The organism is Streptomyces sp. NPDC055243, assembly GCF_044544025.1.
In the GTDB taxonomy this organism is placed as follows: domain Bacteria; phylum Actinomycetota; class Actinomycetes; order Streptomycetales; family Streptomycetaceae; genus Streptomyces.
This window is the reverse complement of record NZ_JBITWR010000001.1, coordinates 698,836-718,999: the sequence shown is the minus strand read 5'-3', so window position 1 is coordinate 718,999 and position 20,164 is coordinate 698,836. Positions and strand designations below refer to the sequence as shown.

The 20,164-nt window shown below is 72.4% G+C and carries 1 protein-coding gene; it reads right to left on the bottom strand.

The window, feature by feature from the left end; genetic code table 11:
• Window positions 1–20 precede the first annotated feature (20 nt).
• Window positions 21–20,150: a type I polyketide synthase gene (locus tag ACIGXX_RS03150; RefSeq protein WP_399972188.1), complete on the bottom strand. Its 20,130-nt coding sequence runs from the start codon at window positions 20,148–20,150 to the stop codon at window positions 21–23.
• Window positions 20,151–20,164: the final 14 nt, after the last annotated feature.

Here is a 20,164-nt window from a genome sequence, read left to right as displayed (position 1 = left end):
TGGCCGGGATGGAGGGCAGGTCAGGAGATGCCGAACTCCTTGCCGAGCAGGTCGAACACCTCGTCGTCCGTGGCGGCTTCGAGGTCGTCGGACTCCTGCGCGGCGGCGTCGGAGCGGCTGTCGCGCCATGCGGTCAGCAGGGCCGACAGGCGGGCGCCGACCCGGTCGTCCTCGTCGTCGCCGGGCCTGATCGAGGCGAGGCCCGCCTCGATGCGGCTCAGCTCGGCGAGCAGCGGCGCCACCCCGTCGGGTTCGTCGACGACGAGCGCGTCCTCGATGTGGCCGACCAGGTCGAGCGGGGTCGGGTAGTCGAAGATCGCGGTGGCGGGCAGGCGGAGGCCGGTGGCGGCGCCGAGCCGGTTGCGCAGTTCGACCGCGGTCAGCGAGTCGAAGCCCAGCTCGGTGAACGCGCGCCGCTCGTCGACCGCTCCGGCGCCGGGGAGCGCCAGTACGGCCGCGACGTGCGCGCACACCACGTCCAGCAGCGCGGACGTCCGCTCGGTCACCGGCAGCGCCGCGAGCCGGTCCCGCAGAGCGGCGGCGGGGTCGGTCCCGGTCTCCGCCGCCCTGCGGGCCGTGGTCCGCACCAGGCCGCTGAACACCGGCGGTACGACGGGGAGTTCCCGTACGGCCCGCAGGTCGAGCCGCATCGGTACGAGGACGGGGTCGTCGCCCAGTGCCGCCGCGTCGAAGAGTTCCATGCCCTCGTCGGCGGACAGGCCCGCGGCGCCGGTCTCCGCCATCCGGGCGCCCATGCCGTCATCGCCGGCCCACAGGCCCCATGCGAGCGACGTCGCGGGCAGGCCCTGGACGTGCCGGTGTCGGGCGAGCGCGTCCAGGAACGCGTTGGCCGCCGAGTAGTTGGCCTGGCCCGGGTTGCCCAGCGTGCCCGCCGCGGACGAGAACAGCACGAACGCGGACAGGTCCAGGTCGCGGGTCAGCTCGTGCAGGTGCCAGGCCGCGTCGACCTTGGGCCGGAAGACGGTGTCGATCCGCTCCGGGGTCTGCGACCCGATCACGCCGTCGTCCAGGACGCCCGCCACGTGCACGACGGCCGTCACGGGGTGCTCGGCGAGGAGGGCCGCCACCGCGTCCCGGTCGGCCACATCACAGGCGACCGGCGTGACCTCCGCGCCCAGAGCGGCCAGTTCGTCGTGCAGCGTGCCGACCTGGCCGCGCCTGCTGGCCAGGACCAGGCGCCGCACTCCGTGCTCCACGACCAGGTGGCGGGCCACCAGACCGCCGAGCATGCCGCTCGCACCGGTCACCAGGACCGGACCGGAGCCGAAGCCGCGCTCCTCCCCTGCCGTGGGGCGGGCCCGTACGAGCCTGGGCACGAACGTCTCTCCGGCGCGTACGGCCAGCTCGGGTTCCGTGCTCACGACGGCCGGCTTCCAGCCGTCCTCGTCGTCGACGTCCACCAGGACGAAGCGGCCCGGGTTCTCCGCCTGTGCCGTCCGCAGCAGACCCCACACCGCGGCCGATGCCAGGTCCGTCACGTCGTCCTCGGCACCCACGGCCACGGCGCCACTGGTCACGAGGACCAGTCGCGACGCCGCGCAGCGGTCGTCGGCCAGCCAGCCCTGCACCAGTTCCAGCGCGGTGTGCACCTGCCGGCGCACCACGCCCGCGTCCACGTCACCGGACGGCGCGCACCGCACCACGACGTTCTCCGGCAGCGACTCGCCCGCGTCGAGGGCCGACCGCACCGCCGCCCAGTGCGCGAACTCCGCCACCGACCCGGCACTTCCGGCAGCCGCCGAAGCGGCCACCCAGTCGAGCCGGAACAGCGACTCGTGCCCACGTGCCGTGCCCAGCGAACCGGGCGAGACCGCGCGCAGCACCAGCGAGTCCACGGTCGCGACCGGGGCACCGGAGCCGTCGGCGACGGCCAGGGCCACCGCGTCCGGTCCCACGGCGGTCAGCCGCACCCGCAGCGTCGTCGCGCCCTCGGCGTGCAGGCGCACTCCCGTCCACGCGAACGGGAGGCGTCCGTGCTCTACCGGGGGCAGCACACCGAACGCCACCGTGTGCAGCACCGCGTCGAGGAGTGCCGGGTGCACGCCGAACCCGGCGACTGCGGTGTCCTGCGGCAGCGCGACCTCGGCGAACACCTCGTCGCCCTTGCGCCACACCGACCGCAGGCCCTGGAACATCGGGCCGTAGGCGAAACCGCCGTCGGCCATGCCGTCGTAGAAGCCGTCCAGTTCCACGCTCTCCGCGCCCACCGGCGGCCATGCGCCGAGGTCGGCGGGAGCGCCGCCGTCGTCGGCGAGGACACCGCTGGCGTGCCGGGCCCACGGCAGGTCGCCGCTCTCGTCCCGCGCGTGGACCGCGATCGGGCGCCGGCCCGACGCGTCCGGCGCGCCGACCCGTACCTGGACCTGCACACCGCCGTGCTCGGGGAGCACCAGCGGTGTCTCCAGCGTCAGTTCCTCCACCGAGGTGCAACCGACCTGGTCACCGGCGCGGACCGCCAGCTCGACGAACGCCGTGCCGGGCAGCAGCACCGATCCCATGATCTCGTGCTCGGCGAGCCAGGGGTGTGTCCGCAGCGACAGCCTGCCCGTGAACAGGACGGTGTCCTCGTCCGCGAGCGCGACCGCGGTGCCGAGCAGCGGGTGGTCGGCGGAGCCGAGCCCGAGCCCGGTCGCGTCGGTGGCGGGCCGCACGCTCGTGTCGGGCCAGAACCGCTGGTACTGGAAGGCGTACGTCGGCAGGTCGACTCCGTGGCCGCCGCCCTGGAAGTAGGCGGCCCAGTCGACGTGCACGCCCCGCACGTGGAGTTCGGCGAGCGCCGTCATGGCGGCACCGTCCTCCGTCCGGTCGCCGCGCAGCACCGGTACGAAGGCCGCGTCCGGCAGGGACTCCTGGCCGAGCGCCGACAGCACGCCGCCGGGTCCGATCTCGACGAGTACGTCAGCGCCCAGGCCGGCCACGGCGTCGGCGAACCGCACGGACTCGCGTACGTGCCGCACCCAGTACTCCGGGGAGCCCAGCTCCTGGGCGGATGCGGGGCCGCCCGTCAGCGTCGACACGACGGGGATCGAGGGCGCCTCGTACGACACGCTCTCAAGCACCCGGCGGAAGTCGTCCAGCATCGGGTCCATCAGCGGCGAGTGGAACGCGTGGCTGACCTTGAGGCGAGAGACCTTCCGGCCCGCCTCGCGCCAGCGCTCGGCGACCGTCTCCACGTCGGCGGCCACCCCGGAAACGACCACCGACGTCGGCCCGTTGACCGCGGCGACCCCCACCGTCTCCGGCAGGTCAGCGGCGACCTCGGCCTCGGCGGCCTGGATCGCGACCATGGCACCGCCCTCGGGCAGCGCCTGCATCAGCGCGCCACGCGCCGACACCACCTTGACCGCGTCCTCCAGCGACCAGACGCCCGCCACATGCGCGGCGGCCAGCTCGCCGATCGAGTGCCCGGCCAGTACGTCCGGCCGGATGCCCCACGACTCGAGGAGCCGGAAGAGCGCGACCTCGACCGCGAACAGCGCGGGCTGCGTCACCCCGGTCTCGTTCAGCGCATCGGCGTCCTCACCGAACAGGACCTCGCGCACCACCGGATCGAACTCACCCAGTACGGCGTCAAGGGCCTCGGCGAACACCGCGAAACGGGCCGCCAGTTCACGGCCCATCCCGAGCCGCTGCGAACCCTGGCCCGAGAACAGGAAACCGACCCGGTGCTCGTCGGTGACCCCCTGCACCACTCCGCTGCCCGGCCGTCCCTCGACGGCGTCGGTGAGCCCGGCCGTCAGGTCGGCCAGGTCCCGGCCGACGACGGCGAGTCGGTGCTCGAACCCGGCCCGCGAGGTCGCGAGTGCACGGGCGACGTCCGTCGGGTCGAGGTCGGGGCGTGCGGTCAGGTGGTCGCGCAGCCGCGCCGCCTGATCGCGCAAGGCGCCCTCGGTGCGGCCGGACAGCAGCCACGGCCCTGCCGGTGCCTCGGGGGCCTGCGGCGTGTCGGCGTCCTTCGCGGACTCGGTCTCCGGCGACTCGATGATGACGTGCGCGTTGGTGCCGCTGAAGCCGAAGGAGGACACTCCCGCCCGTCGGGGCCGGTCCGCCTGGGGCCACGGCTGGGCCTCGGTCAGCAGTTCCACGGCGCCCGCCGACCAGTCGATGTGCGGCGAGGGCTCGCCGACGTGCAGCGTCTTCGGCAGCACACCGTGCCGCAGCGACATCACGGTCTTGATGACGCCGCCCACGCCCGCGGCGGCCTGGGTGTGGCCGATGTTGGACTTCAGCGAGCCGAGCCACAGCGGCTCACCCGCTCGGTCCCGCCCATAGGTGGCGAGCAGTGCCTGGGCCTCGATCGGGTCGCCCAGGGTGGTGCCGGTGCCGTGCGCCTCGACCGCGTCCACGTCGGACGGGGCAAGGCCCGCACTGGCCAGCGCCTGGCGGATGACGCGCTGCTGCGAGGGACCGTTGGGCGCGGTGAGGCCGTTGGACGCGCCGTCCTGGTTCACCGCCGAGCCGCGGACCACCGCGAGCACCGGGTGACCGTTGCGCCGGGCGTCCGAGAGACGCTCCAGTACGAGCATGCCGACGCCCTCGCCCCAGCCGGTGCCGTCGGCATCGGCGGAGAACGACTTGCAGCGGCCGTCGGCGGACAGGCCCTGCTGGCGGCTGAAGTCGACGAACGCGCCGGGCGTCGCCATGACGGTGGCGCCACCCGCGAGCGCGAGCGAGCACTCCCCCGAGCGCAGTGCCTGCGCCGCGAGGTGCAGGGCGACGAGCGAGGACGAGCACGCCGTGTCCACGGTCATCGCGGGGCCTTCGAGGCCGAACGTGTACGACACGCGGCCGGACGCGACGCTGCCCGCGTTGCCCGTACCGAGGAAGCCCTCGGTGCTCTTCGACACGCCGTGCAGCTGGGAGGCGTAGTCGTGGTACATGACGCCGGCGAACACTCCGGTCGCGCTGCCCCGCAGCGACTTGGGGTCGATGCCGGCCCGCTCGAAGGCCTCCCAGGAGGTCTCCAGGAGCAGTCGCTGCTGGGGGTCCATCGCCAGGGCCTCGCGGGGCGAGATGCCGAAGAACGTCGGGTCGAACAGGTCCGCGTCGTGCAGGAAGCCGCCCTCGCGGGTGTACGAGCTGCCGTCCCTTTCGCCCGACGGGTCGTAGAGCGCCTCCACGTCCCAGCCGCGCTCGGTCGGGAACGGCGTGATGCCGTCGGCGCCGTCGAGGACCAGTCGCCACAGGTCCTCCGGCGAGCGGACGCCACCGGGGTAGCGGCAGCTCATGCCGACGATCGCGATCGGCTCGTCGGTCGCGGCCACCACCGTGGTGGTGGGTGCCGCCGCGACGGGCGCGCCCGCGAACTCCGTGCCGATGAACTCGGCGAGCGCCGCGGGGGTCGGGTAGTCGAAGACCAGCGTGGCGGGCAGGCGAAGGCCCGTGGCCGCGTTGAGCCGGTTGCGCAGGTCGACGGCGGTCAGCGAGTCGAAGCCCAGCTCGGTGAAGGCCTGGTCGAGCGAGACCGCTTCCGGCCCTGCGTGGCCGAGCACCGTGGAGGCCTGGGTGCGGACGAGGTCGAGGAGCACCCGGTCGCGCTCGTCCACGGCCAGCGACGCGAGACGGGCGCGGAGCGCCGCGGCGGGGTCGCCGCCGGACTCCGCCGCCCGGCGGGTCGTCGTGCGCACCAGGCCGCTGAACACCGGGGGAACCACGGGGAGTTCGCGTACGGCCCGCAGGTCGAGCCGCATCGGAACGACCACCGGGTCGGTGCCGGAGACAGCGGCGTCGAACAGCGCGACGCCCTCCTGCGCGGACAGGCCGGTCGCGGCGGACTGTGCCACCTGGGCGCCCATGCCGTCGGCCCAAAGACCCCAGGCCAGCGATGTCGCGGGCAGGCCCTGGGCGCGCCTGCGGCGGGCCAGGCCGTCGAGGAACGCGTTGGCCGCCGAGTAGTTGCCCTGCCCGGTCGCGCCCAGGGTGCCGGCCACCGAGGAGAACAGCACGAACGCGGACAGGTCCAGGTCACGGGTCAACTCGTCCAGGTACGAGGCCGCGTCGACCTTGGGCCGGAACACGGTGTCGACCTGCTCCGGGGTCAGCGAGCCGATCGTGGCGTCGTCCAGCACACCGGCGGTGTGCACGACAGCGGTCACGGGGTGCTCGGCGAGGAGCGCGGCCAGCGCGTCGCGGTCCGCGACGTCACACGCCGCGAACGTCACCTCGGCGCCCTGCGCGACCAGTTCGGCCCGCAGTTCCTCGGCGCCGTCCGCCGTCGGTCCGCGCCTGCTGGCAAGGACCAGGCGCTCGACGCCGTGGGTGCCGACGAGGTGCCGGGCGACGAGAGTGCCCAGGGCGCCCGACGCGCCGGTCACCAGGACCGAGCTGTCGGGACCGAACGCCGGGGCGCTGTCCGCCTCCGGTCGCACCCGCGCCAGGCGGGCCACGAACACCCGCCCGTCCCGGACCACGACCTGGGATTCCCCGGCCGTGAGCGCCTGCCGCCAGCCGTCCTCGTCGTCGACGTCCACCAGGACGAAGCGATCCGGGTCCTCCAGCTGGGCGGACCGCACCAGGCCCCACACCGCTGCCGACGCCAGGTTCGCCACGTCGTCCTCGGCGCCCACCGCGACGGCGCCACGCGTCACCAGGGCCAGGCGCGATGCCAGGCACCGGTCATCGGTCAGCCAGCCCTGCACCAGTTCCAGAGCGTTCAGCGTCTCCCGTCGTACGGCGTCCACGTCCTGGGACGCGACGCACCGCACCACGACGGTCTCCGGCAGCGACTCGCCCCCGTCGAGCGCCGACCGCACCGCACCCCAGTCCGCGAACTCCGCCACCGGACCGGCGCTTGAGGCCGACACGGCGGCAGGAACCCAGTCCAGGCGGAACAGCGACTCCCAGCCCTGCCGCGACAGCGTCGCCGTCACCGGGCGCAGCACCAGCGATTCGATCGTGGCCACCGGAGCACCGGAGCCGTCCGCGACCGCCAACGACACCCCGTCCGACCCTGCGGGCGTCAGCCGCACCCGCAGCACCGTCGCGCCCGATGCGTGCAGGCGCACACCCGACCACGAGAACGGCAGCTTGCCGGGACCATCGGCCCCGCCCATCAGCCCGATGCCGTGCAGCGCCGCGTCGAGCAGCGCCGGGTGCAGACCGAAGCCGTCCACGCCCACGCCGTCCGGCAGCGCGACCTCGGCGAACACCTCGTCGCCCTTGCGCCACGCGGCCCGCAGTCCTTGGAACACCGGCCCGTAGCCGAAGCCCCCGTCGGCCATGCGGTCGTAGAGCCCGTCCAGGTCCACGACCTGTGCCCCGGCCGGCGGCCAGGCACCGATGTCGGCCGACGGCACCTCGGTGCCGCCCACGAGCACACCGCTCGCATGCCGCACCCACAGGTCGCCGTCGGTGTCCTGCGCGTGCACCGTCACCGAACGCCGGCCGGACTCGTCCAACACGCCGACCTGCACCTGCACCCGCACGCCACCGCGCTCGGGCACCACCAACGGCGCCTCCAGCGTCAACTCCTCCACCAGGTCGCACCCGACCTGGTCACCCGCGTGCACCGCCAGCTCCAGGAACGCCGTACCGGGAAGCAGGATCGAGCCCTGGATCACGTGATCGGCCAGCCACGGGTGGGTCGCCACCGACAGCCGGCCGGTGAAGAGCTGGCCGTCCGAGTCGGCCGTGTCGACGATCGCGCCGAGCAGCGGGTGACCGGCGGAGCCGAGTCCCGCGGCGTCCAGGTCGCCTGCCGCCACCCCGGCGTCCAGCCAGTAGCGCTGGTGCTGGAACGCGTACGTGGGCAGGTCGACCCGTCGTGCGCCGCGACCGGCGAAGAAGGCTTCCCAGTCCACCCGCATGCCCGACGTGCACAGCCGGGCCACGGCGGAGATCAGCGCGGACTCCTCCGGACGGTCGTTCCGCAGCACGGGCACGAACCCGGCATCCGGCGCGGACTCCTGGCCGAGCGCGGACAGCGTGCCGCCCGGTCCGATCTCGACGAACGTCGCCACACCCTCGTCCACGAGCGTGCCCACGGCGTCGGCGAACCGTACCGACTCGCGCACGTGGCGCACCCAGTACTCCGGGGACGCCAACTCCTCCGCGGAGGCGCGGACGCCGGTCAGTGTGGACACGATCGGAATCGACGGTGCCTCGTACGACACCTCTTCCAGGACCCGGCGGAAGCCGTCGAGCATCGGGTCCATCAACGGTGAGTGGAACGCGTGGCTGACCTTCAGGCGAGACACCTTGCGGCCCGCAGCACGCCAGCGTTCGCCCACCGCTTCAACATCGGCGGTGCCACCGGAAATGACCACCGAGGTGGGGCCGTTGACCGCGGCGACACCGACGGTGTCCGGCAGATCCGCCGCGACCTCCGCCTCGGTCGCCTGGATCGCGACCATCGCGCCACCGGCCGGCAGCGCCTGCATCAACCCGGCACGAGCCGACACCACCTTGACGGCGTCGGACAGCGACCAGACACCGGCCGCGTGGGCCGCGGCCAGTTCGCCGATCGAGTGCCCGGCCAGTACGTCCGGCTGCACGCCCCAGGACTTCAGCAGCCGGAACAGCGCCACCTCGACGGCGAACAGCGCGGGCTGCGTCGCCCCGGTCTCGTTCAGCGCATCGGCGTCCTCACCGAACAGGACCTCACGGACCGCCGGATCGAATTCACGCAGTACGGCGTCAAGAACCTCGCTGAACACCGGGAAACGGGCAGCCAGTTCACGGCCCATGCCGAGCCGCTGCGAACCCTGACCCGAGAACAGGAAGCCCACGCCGCCCACGGCGACTGACCCCGCGACCAAGCCGGGGAACGGCCGTCCCTCGGCCAGAGCGGTCAGCCCGTCGAGGAGCACCGCTCGGTCGTCGCCCACGACAACAGCCCTGTGGTCGAAGGCCGATCGCGTCGTCGCCAACGAGTAGGCCACGTCCAGCGCACCGGTCGTCGGCTCGCCTGCGACGTACTCCCGCAGTCGGAGCGCCTGATCCCGCAGCGCCTCCGCGCTGCGTGCGGACAGCACCCACGGCAGGGCGCCGTCGACCGGCGCCGGGACGTGGTCCTCGCTCGGCACGTGCTCGATGATGGTGTGCGCGTTCGTGCCACTCACGCCGAACGACGACACGCCCGCCCGTCGGGGCCGGCCCGCCTCGGGCCACGGCTTCGCCTCGGTCAGCAGCTCGACGTCGCCCGCGGACCAGTCCACGTTCGTCGAGGGCTCGCCGACGTGCAGGGACTGCGGCAGCACACCCTCCCGCATCGCCATGACCATCTTGATCACACCCGCGACGCCCGCGGCGGCCTGGGTGTGACCGATGTTCGACTTGATCGAGCCGAGCCACAGCGGCTCTCCGGTGCGGTCCTGGCCGTAGGTGGCCAGGAGCGCCTGGGCCTCGATCGGGTCGCCGAGTGTGGTGCCGGTGCCGTGCGCCTCGACCGCGTCCACGTCGGACGGGGCAAGGCCCGCGCTGGCGAGGGCCTGGCGCATGACGCGCTGCTGCGAGGGACCGTTCGGCGCGGTCAGACCGTTCGACGCGCCGTCCTGGTTCACCGCCGAACCGCGGATGACGGCAAGGACGGGGTGGCCGTTGCGGCGCGCGTCGGACAGCCGCTCGACGAGGAGCATGCCGACGCCCTCGCCCCAGCCGGTGCCGTCGGCGTCGTCGGAGAACGACTTGCACCGGCCGTCGGCGGACAGGCCGCGCTGGCGGCTGAAGTCGACGAACGTGCTGGCGGTGGCCATCACCGCGACACCACCGGCCAGCGCCATCGAGCACTCCCCCTGGCGCAGTGCCTGGATCGCCCAGTGCAGGGCGACCAGCGACGAGGAGCAGGCGGTGTCGACGGTGACGGCGGGGCCCTCCAGGCCCAGCGCGTAGGCGACTCGGCCGGAGGCGACGCTGCCCGCTCCGCCGGTGCCGAGGTAGCCCTCGACGTCCTCCGAGACGGAACGAAGCCGCGCCACGTAGTCGTGGTACATGACGCCCGCGAACACGCCGGTCGCGCTGCCTCGCGCGGTCTCCGGGGCGATACCGGCCCGCTCGAACGCCTCCCAGGAGGTCTCCAGGAGCAGTCGCTGCTGCGGGTCCATCGCAAGGGCCTCACGCGGCGAGATGCCGAAGAAGGACGGGTCGAACAGGTCGGCGTCGTGCAGGAAGCCGCCCTCGCGGGTGTACGAGGTACCCATGTGCTCGGGGTCGGGGTCGTACAGCGCGTCCAGGTCCCAGCCACGGTTGACCGGGAACTCGCTGATGGCGTCGGCGCCGTCCAGGACGAGTCGCCACAGGTCCTCCGGCGAGTTCACCCCGCCCGGGTAACGGCAGCTCATGCCGACGATCGCGATCGGCTCGTCGGTCACGGCACCGGTCGTACGGGTGGGTGCCACGACGGCGGGCGCGCCCGCGAACTCCGTGCCGATGAACTCGGCGAGCGCCGCGGGGCTCGGGTAGTCGAAGACGAGCGTGGCGGGCAGGCGCAGCTCGGTGGCCGCGTTGAGGTGGTTGCGCAGTTCGACGGAGCTGAGCGAGTCGAAGCCCAGTTCCCGGAACGCCCGGTCGGGTGCGACGGCGTGCGCCGAGCTGTGGCCGAGCACCGCTGCGGCATGGGTGCGGACGAGGTCGAGCAGCGCCTTCTCCCGCTCGGTCTCGGTCATGCCGGCCAGCGACTGCGCCAGCGCGGTCCTGGCGGCGGCGGGGTCGACGGTCCTGCGCGCGGTGCCTCGCACGAGGCCGCGCAGGAGGTGCGGCACGGGGTGGGAACGCGCCTGCTTCTGCAGCACGGTCAGGTCCAGGGGGACCGGCGCCAGCAGCGCGCGGCCGGTGGAGCGTGCCGCGTCGAACAGCTCCAGGCCCTCGGCCGCGCCGATCGGTATCGCGCCGCCGCTGGTGATCCGTCGTACGTCGGCTTCGTCGAGGCTGCCTGCCATGCCACCGCCCGAGGCCCACAGGCCCCAGGCGAGCGAGGTCGCGGCCAAGCCGGTCGCGTGACGGTGCTGGGCGAGCGCGTCAAGGAAGGCGTTGGCCGCCGCGTAGTTGCCCTGACCGGCGCCACCGAACACACCGGCGGCGGACGAGAACAGCACGAACGCGGACAGGTCCAGCTCGAGGTCGCGGGTCAACTCGTGCAGGTGCCAGGCCGCGTCGACCTTCGGCCGGAAGACGGTGTCGATCCGGTCCGGGGTCAGCGAGCCGATGGTGCCGTCGTCCAGCACACCGGCGGTGTGCACCACTGCCGAGATCTCGTGCTCGGCCAGCAGCGCCTTGAGGGCCTCTCGGTCGGCCACGTCGCAGGCCGCGAACGTCACCTCCGCGCCCTGGGCGAGGAGTTCCTCGCGCAGTTCGTCGGCGCCGTCGGCCGCAGCGCCGCGCCTGCTCACCAGGAGCAGGTTCCGCACGCCGCGTTCCGCGACCAAGTGCCGGGCCACGAGACCGCCGAGGGTGCCCGTGGCACCGGAGATCAGCACCGCACCCGAACCGAAGCCCGGGTCGTCGACCACGGACTGCCGGGCCCTGGCCAGGCGCGGTGCACTGACCGCGCCCGAACGCAACGCCATCTGCGGCTCACCCGTGGCCAGCGCGGACGCCAGCACATCGAGTGAGGCCGCCTCGTCGTCGAGGTCGACCAGCACGATCCGGTCGGGGTTCTCCGACTGAGCGGAGCGCACAAGACCCCACACCGCCGCCTGCGCGACATCACGTACGTCGTCATCGGCCGCGGCGGCGATCGCGCCCTTGGTCACGATGACCAGGCGGGATGCGTCGAACTGCCCGTCCGCCAACCAGGACTGGACGGCATGCAGGGCCCAGTGCGCCGCCTCGTGCGCGCTGGCGACCGGGTCGGACGCGGAGGTACCCGGGCACGGCAGCACCACGAAGTCAGGCAGCTCCGCTGCCCCCGCAAGCGCCTCCAGGCCGGTCCACTCGATCGTCGGCACGTCACCGTCGGGCACGGGAACCGGCACCCAGTCGACGCCGAAGAGCGCGTCACCGCGATCGTCTCCGGCGGCCTGTACCGGTGCAGCCGGGCGCAGTACAAGGGAGTCGATGGTGGCCACCGGACCACCGGAGCCGTCCGCGACCGTCAGCGCCACTCCATCAGCGCCCGTGGGCGCAAGCCGCACCCGCAGCGCCGTCGCACCCGAGGCGTGCAGCCGCACGCCCGACCACGAGAACGGCAGCTTGCCGGGGGCGTCGACCTCGCCCATCAGTCCGATGGCCTGCAACGTCGCGTCCAGCAGCGCCGGGTGCAGACCGAATCCGTCGGCCTTCACGCCGTCCGGCAGGGCGACCTCGGCGAACATCTCGTCGCCCTTGCGCCAGGCCGACCGCAGCCCCTGGAACACCGGCCCATAGCCGAACCCACCCGCGACCATGCGGTCGTAGTAGCCGTCCAGGTCCAGGGCCTCCGCGCCCGCGGGCGGCCACTCGACCAGCGGAGCCCCGACGGAGCGTCCGCCTGCCCCCAGGACGCCGGTGGCGTGGCGGGTCCAGGACCGGCCGTCGTCGGTGTCACCGGCGCTGGAATGGAAGGTCAGCTCGCGCCGGCCCGACTCGTCCGCCGCACCGACCCACACCTGTACTCGTACCGAGCCGTGCTCGGGCAGGACGAGCGGCGCCTCCAGCGTCAGCTCCTCGACCAGATCACAGCCGACCTGATCGCCGGCGCGCACCGCCAGCTCGACGAACGCCGTGCCGGGCAGCAGCACCGAGCCCATGATCTCGTGATCGGCGAGCCACGGGTGGGTCTGGACGGAAAGGCGTCCGGTCAGCAGCACGCCGTCCGTGCCGCCAAGGGTGACGGTCGCGCCAAGGAGCGGGTGCTCGGCGGCGCCGAGTCCGGCCGCCGCGACGTTCCCGATGATCGGCTGCACGTCGGGCCAGTAGCGCTCGCGCTGGAAGGCGTACGTGGGCAGCTCGACGCGGCGCGCGCCGTGACCGGTGAAGAACGCGTCCCAGTCCACTCGGACGCCACGCACGTGGAGGTGTCCTGCGGCGGTCGTAGCGGCCACTGCCTCCGGGCGGTCGTTCCGCAGCACGGGCACGAACCCGGCATCCGGCGCGGACTCCTGGCCGAGCGCGGACAGCGTGCCGCCCGGTCCGATCTCGACGAACGTCGCCACACCCTCGTCCACGAGCGTGCCCACGGCGTCGGCGAACCGCACCGACTCGCGCACGTGCCGCACCCAGTACTCCGGGGACGCCAACTCCTCCGCGGAGGCGCGGACGCCGGTCAGCGTCGACACGATCGGAATCGACGGCGCCCCGAAGGACACGCTCTCCAACACCCGACGGAAGTCGTCCAGCATCGGGTCCATCAGCGGCGAGTGGAACGCATGACTCACCTTCAGCCGAGACACCTTGCGGCCCGCCTCACGCCACCGCTCACTCACCGCTTCAACATCGGCCGCGACACCGGAAACGACCACCGAGTCGGGGCCGTTGACCGCGGCGATGCCGACCGTCTCCGGAAGTTCCGACGCGACCTCGGCCTCGGACGCCTGGATCGCCACCATCGCGCCACCGGCCGGCAACGCCCCCATCAGCCTGCCGCGAGCGGCGACGAGCCTGCATGCGTCGGCGAGGGAGAACACGCCCGCCACATGGGCCGCCGCGAGTTCACCGATGGAGTGGCCCGCGAGGAAGTCCGGTCGAATGCCCCACGACGCAAGGAGGCGGAACAGCGCGACCTCGACCGCGAAGAGCGCAGGCTGCGTCACTGCCGTCTTGTTCAGCGCATCGATGTCCTCGCCGAACAACACCCCACGAACCTGCGGGTCGAATGTGCCAAGAACCTCGTCCAGGGCCTCGGCGAACACCGGGAAACGGGCGGCCAGTTCGCGGCCCATCCCGAGACGCTGCGAACCCTGACCCGAGAACAGGAAGCCCAGCCGACCAGGTTCGTCGGCGACGCCCGTGACCACCGTGCCGGTGGTCCGGCCCTCGGCCACCGCCTCAACAGCGGCCAGCAGCTCCGACCGGTCGGCACCGACCACCACCGCGCGGTGCTCGAGCACCGCGCGCGAGGACACCAGCGCGCGGCCCACGTCCGCCACACCCAGATCTGACGCCTCGTCCACAAAGGACTTGAGTCGTGCGGCCTGCTCGCGCAGCGCCCCGTCATTCCGGGCCGACAGGATCCACGGCACCAGGCCGACGTCGCGCACCGGCTCCGGGGCCTCCTCCTGCTCGACGGCAGGGGCCTGCTCGATGATGGTGTGCGCGTTGGTGCCGCTGAAGCCGAAGGACGACACACCGGCCCGCCACGGCCGGTCCGCGGCAGGCCACTCACGCTCGTCGGTGAGCAGCTCCACGGCGCCCGCGGACCAGTCGACGTGCGGCGACGGCTCGTCCACGTGCAGGGTCTTGGGCAGCACCCCGTGGCGCATCGCCATGACCATCTTGATCACACCCGCGACGCCTGCGGCAGCCTGGGTGTGACCGAGGTTCGACTTGATCGAGCCGAGCCACAACGGCCGGTCGGCGGGCCGGTCCTGGCCGTAGGTGGCGAGGAGTGCCTGGGCCTCGATCGGGTCGCCCAGCTTGGTGCCGGTGCCGTGCGCCTCGACCACGTCCACGTCGGCCGGAGTCAGGCCCGCACTGGCGAGGGCCTGGCGGATCACCCGCTGCTGGGAGGGACCGTTCGGCGCGGTCAGGCCGTTGGACGCGCCGTCCTGGTTCACCGCCGAACCGCGCACGACGGCAAGCACCTGGTGGCCGTTGCGCTGAGCGTCCGAGAGACGCTCGACGAAGAGCATGCCCACGCCTTCGCCCCAGCCGGTGCCGTCCGCGCCGGCGGCGAAGGCCTTGCAGCGCCCGTCCTCGGCAAGGCCCCGCTGCCGACTGAACTCGACGAACGAGGTCGGCGTCGACATCACCGTCACACCACCGGCCAGCGCCAGCTCGCACTCGCCCCTTTGCAGCGCCTGCACCGCCAGGTGCAGGGCCACCAGAGACGACGAGCACGCCGTGTCCACCGTGACGGCCGGGCCCTCAAGGCCGAAGGTGTACGAGAGGCGGCCCGATGCCACGCTGGCCGCGTTGCCGGTGGCCACATAGCCGCCCATGTCGTCGGCAGCCGCGCCCAGCACCCATCCGTAGTCCTGCATGTTCGAGCCCACGAACACGCCGACGCGTTCACCGCGCAGGGACGCCGGGTCGACCCCGGCCCGCTCGAACGCCTCCCAGGAGGTCTCCAGGAGCAGCCGCTGCTGCGGGTCCATCGCAAGCGCCTCACGCGGCGAGATCCCGAAGAAGTCCGCGTCGAACCCACCCACGTCCGACAGGAACGCCCCTGAACGCGAATACGAGGTGCCCACCCCATCCGGATCGGGGTCGTAGAGCGCCTCCAGGTCCCAGCCACGATCGGCCGGGAAGTCCGACACCGCGTCCCCGCCCGACAGGACTACGTCCCACAGCTCCTCCGGGGTCGACACACCACCCGGGAAACGGCAGGCCATCGCCACGATCGCGATCGGCTCGTCGGACGCGTTCGACACGGCCACAGAAGCGGACGCCGTGGGGACAACGCCGGACAGTTCGGTGCGGAGATACGCGGCCAGTGCCGCCGCGTTCGGGTAGTCATAGACCAACGTCGCGGGCAGCGCGACACCCGTGGCCTCACTCAGCCGGGCACGCAGCTCAACCGCCGTCAGCGAATCAAAACCCAGCTCCCGGAACGCACGAGATGCCGAGAAGGCATCCCCGGACACGTGGCCGAGCACCGCGGCCGCCTCATACCGGACCAATTCCGTGAGCTGCCGCTCCTGCTCGGCCTCATCCAGACCGGCAAGGCGCTGCGCCAGCGCCGACATGCCCTGCTCTGCCGGAGCAGCCTCGAACGCGGCACGTACGGCGGGCAGTTCACCAAGCAGCGGACTCGGGCGCTGCGCCATGAACGTGCCCGCGAACCGCTCCCAGTCCACATCAGCCACGACCACATTGCCGTCGCCCCGCTCCAACGCCATGCCCAGACCCGCGATCGCCACCGCCGGATCCATCGTCGGCAGACCCCGCCGCCGCAACTGCGCCGCCGCATCCCGACCGGCACCCGCAACCATGCCACCACCACCCCACGGCCCCCACGCGACGGCCGTAGCGGGCAGACCCACAGCCCTGCGATGCTCGGCAAGGGAATCCAGATAGGCATTGGCAGCCGCATACGCACCCTGCCCACCACTGCCCCACACACCAGCAATGGACGAGAACAACACGAACGCATCCAACTGCCGGTCACCCAACAGCTCATGCAGGTTCCGCGCACCGACCACCTTCGCCGACAACACATCAGCGAACGCACCCAGATCAGCCGGATCGAGGTCGGCGAGAACACCCGAGCGCTCGATACCCGCCGCGTGTACGACCGCGTCGAGCGACGGGATGCTCTCCAGGAGCCCGGCGACGGACTCCTTGTCCGTCATGTCGCAGGCGGCGAACGTGACGCGCGCGCCCAGCTCGACGAGCTCGGCCTCCAACTCCTCGGCACCATCAGCGGTTCGTCCGCGTCGGCTCACCAGCACGACGTGCTCGGCCCCGTGCCCCGCCAGCCAGCGCGACACATGACCGCCCAGGGCACCGAGGCCACCGGTCACCAGTACCGTGCCGCGCGGCGTCCAGCCGGCGCCCGTGGTGTCCGCACTCATCGGGGCGGGCACGAGCCTGCGGCCGAGGATCGCGTTGCCGCGCAAGGCGATCTGGTCCTCGCCGTTCGGTGCGGCGAGGACGGATGCGAGAAGGTCTCCGGTCGTCTCGTCCGGCGTCTCATCCTGCGACTTGTCCTGCGACTTGTCCTGCGTCGCGGGCAGGTCGACCAGGCCGCCCCAACTGGCTGACTGCTCCAGCGCGGCCACCCGGCCCAGGCCCCACAACATCGACTGCTCGAACCCGTCAACCACATCATCAGCACCCGCCGACACCGCACCCGACGTCAGGCACCACAACGGCACACCCACATCACCAAGCGCCTGCAACAAGCCAACCGTGGCCGCAACACCCACAGGCACCGTCGAAGCACCCGCATCAGCCAATCCCAGCAGCGAGACCACGCCACGCACACCCGACAGACCGGCCAACTGCTCGGCCCAGTCGACCCCCACCGGGTCCACGTACTGGACATGAACGTCCGCACCATTGCGGGTCAGCGCCTCACGAACCCAATCGGTACGGTCCTCACCGACCGGCGCGACAACCAGCCAGGCACCCTCCAGTCGCGCAGACCCTGCAGCGACCGATCGCCACTCGACCCCATACCGCCAGCCCTCCACCGTGGAGCGCCCCAACTGCTCCTTGCGCCACGCGGAAAGCCTCGGCAGCACCGCACTCAACGGAGCATCCGACGACACATCCAACGTACGGGCCAGGTCGGCGATGTCGCCGTCCTCCACCACGCCCCAGAACCGCGCGTCCACCGGCGACAGCAGCTCGACGTCCATGTCGGTGGGGCGAGCGTCCAGCCAGTAGCGCTCGCGCTGGAAGGCGTACGTCGGCAGGTCCACCCGCCGCGTGCCGCCACTGGCGAAGAACACCTCCCAGTCCACTCGGACACCACGCACGTGCAGTTGTCCTGCGGCGGTCGTAGCGGCCGACGTCTCCGGGCGGTCGTTCCGCAGCACCGGTAAGAAGGCCGCTTCCGGCGCGGACTGCTGCCCCAGCGCCGACAGCGTCCCGCCGGGGCCGACCTCGACGAACATGGTCACGTCGTCGTCCACGAGCGTGCCGACGGCATCGGCGAACCGCACGGACTCGCGCACGTGCCGCACCCAGTACTCCGGCGAGGCAAGCTCCTCGGCGGTCGCGCGGGCGCCGGTCAGCGTCGACACGATGGGGATCAAAGGTGTCTCGTACGACACCTCTTCCAGCACCCGGCGGAACTCGTCCAGCATCGGGTCCATCAACGGCGAGTGGAACGCGTGGCTGACCTTCAGGCGAGACACCTTGCGGCCCGCCTCGCGCCACCGCTCGCTCACAGCTTCAACATCAGCGGCGACACCGGAAATGACCACCGACGTCGGCCCGTTGACCGCAGCTACGCCCACCGTCTCCGGCAGATCCGCCGCGACCTCGGCCTCGGTCGCCTGGATCGCGACCATCGCGCCACCGGCCGGCAGCGCCTGCATCAACCCGGCACGAGCCGACACTACCTTGACGGCGTCAGCCAGCGACCACACACCCGCCACATGCGCCGCAGCCAACTCACCGATCGAATGCCCCGCCAGAGCATCGGGCCGCACACCCCAGGACTCAAGGAGACGGAACAATGCCACCTCGACCGCGAACAACGCGGGCTGCGTCACGCCCGTCTCGTTCAGCGCATCGGAATCCTCACCAAACAGCACCTCGCGAACCTGCGGGTCGAACTCCGCCAGTACGGCGTCCAGAGCATCACCGAACACCGGGAAGCGTGCGGCCAGTTCACGCCCCATGCCGAGCCGCTGCGAACCCTGACCCGAGAACAGGAAACCCAACCGGCCAGGTTCATCAGCCACTCCCGTGACCACCGCGCCGGTCGCCCGCCCCTCGGCCACAGCCGTCAGAGCGGCCAGGAACTCCGACCGCTCACCGGCGACCACCACCGCCCGGTGCTCAAGCACCGCACGCGAGGACACCAGCGCACGGCCCACGTCCGCCACCGGCAGATCCGTGGCCTCGTCCACAAAGGACTTGAGCCGCGCCGCCTGCTCCCGCAACGCCTCGGCACTCCGAGCCGACAGCACCCACGGCACCAGCCCGCCGTCACGCACCGGCTCCGAGACTTCCGCCTCCTCCACCACGGGAGCCTGCTCGACGATGACATGTGCGTTCGTGCCACTCACACCGAACGACGACACACCCGCACGCCACGGCTGACCGGTCTCCGGCCACGGACGCGCCTCCGTCAGCAGCTCGACCGCGCCCGCCGACCAGTCCACGTGGGACGACGGCTCATCCACGTGCAGCGTCTTCGGCAGGACACCCTGCCGCATCGCCATGACCATCTTGATCACGCCCGCCACACCGGCCGCGGCCTGCGTGTGGCCGATGTTGGACTTGATCGAGCCGAGCCACAGCGGCCGGTCGGCGGGGCGGTCCTGGCCGTAGGCCGTCAGCAGTGCCTGCGCCTCGATCGGGTCGCCCAGCTTCGTGCCCGTACCGTGCGCCTCTACCGCGTCCACCTGCGCGGCGGAGAGCCGTGCGCTCGCCAGCGCCTGGCGGATCACGCGCTGTTGGGAGGGGCCGTTGGGGGCGGTCAGGCCGTTGGACGCGCCGTCCTGGTTGACCGCCGAGCCGCGGATCACCGCGAGGACGGGGTGCCCGTTGCGCTGCGCGTCCGAGAGGCGTTCGAGCACGAGGAGGCCGACGCCCTCGCCCCAGCCGGTGCCGTCGGCGGCGTCGGCGAACGCCTTGACGCGGCCGTCCGTGGCCAGGCCGCGCTGGCGGCTGAAGTCGATGAACACGCCCGGCGTCGACATCACGGTGACGCCGCCCGCGAGGGCGATCGGGCACTCGCCGTGCCGCAGCGCGTGCACCGCGAGGTGCATGGCGACCAGGGACGACGAGCAGGCGGTGTCGATGGTCAGCGCGGGGCCTTCGAACCCGAACGTGTAGGACAGCCGGCCGGAGATGACGCTCGCCGCGTTGCCGGTGCCGAGGTAGCCCTCGTAGCCGTCCGGCGCGCCGGTCAGCAGGCGGGCCAAGTAGTCCTGGCCGTTGGTGCCGACGAACACGCCCGACCGGCTGCCCCGCAGCGCGTGCGGGTCGATGCCCGCCCGCTCGAAGGCCTCCCAGGAGGTCTCCAGGAGCAGCCGCTGCTGCGGGTCCATCGCCGCGGCCTCGCGCGGCGAGATGCCGAAGAACGCCGGGTCGAAGTCCGGCGCGTCATGGATGAAGGCGCCCTCACGGGTGTAGCAGGTCCCCTGCCGGTCGGGGTCGTCGTCGAAGAGTGCTTCCAGGTCCCACCCACGGTTGGTGGGGAACTCGGAGACGGCGTCCTCGCCGTCCCGCAGGAGTCGCCACAGGTCCTCCGGCGAGCGCACGCCGCCGGGGAACCGGCAGCCCATGCCGACGATCGCGATGGGCTCGGCCTCGCGCTCCTCGGCCTCGCGCAGCTTGCCGCGCGCCTCCTGGAGGTCCACGGAGGCTCGGCGGAGGTAGTCGAGGTACTTCTCCTCGTTGGACGACATGTGTTCGGACCCTTCAGATGAGTTCATGAGCTCAAGACCTA

Bases quoted from the DNA above. Each gene is read 5' to 3' on its own strand.
- ACIGXX_RS03150 (WP_399972188.1), bottom strand. From the start codon at position 20,150: ATGAACTCATCTGAAGGGTCCGAACACATGTCGTCCAACGAGGAGAAG.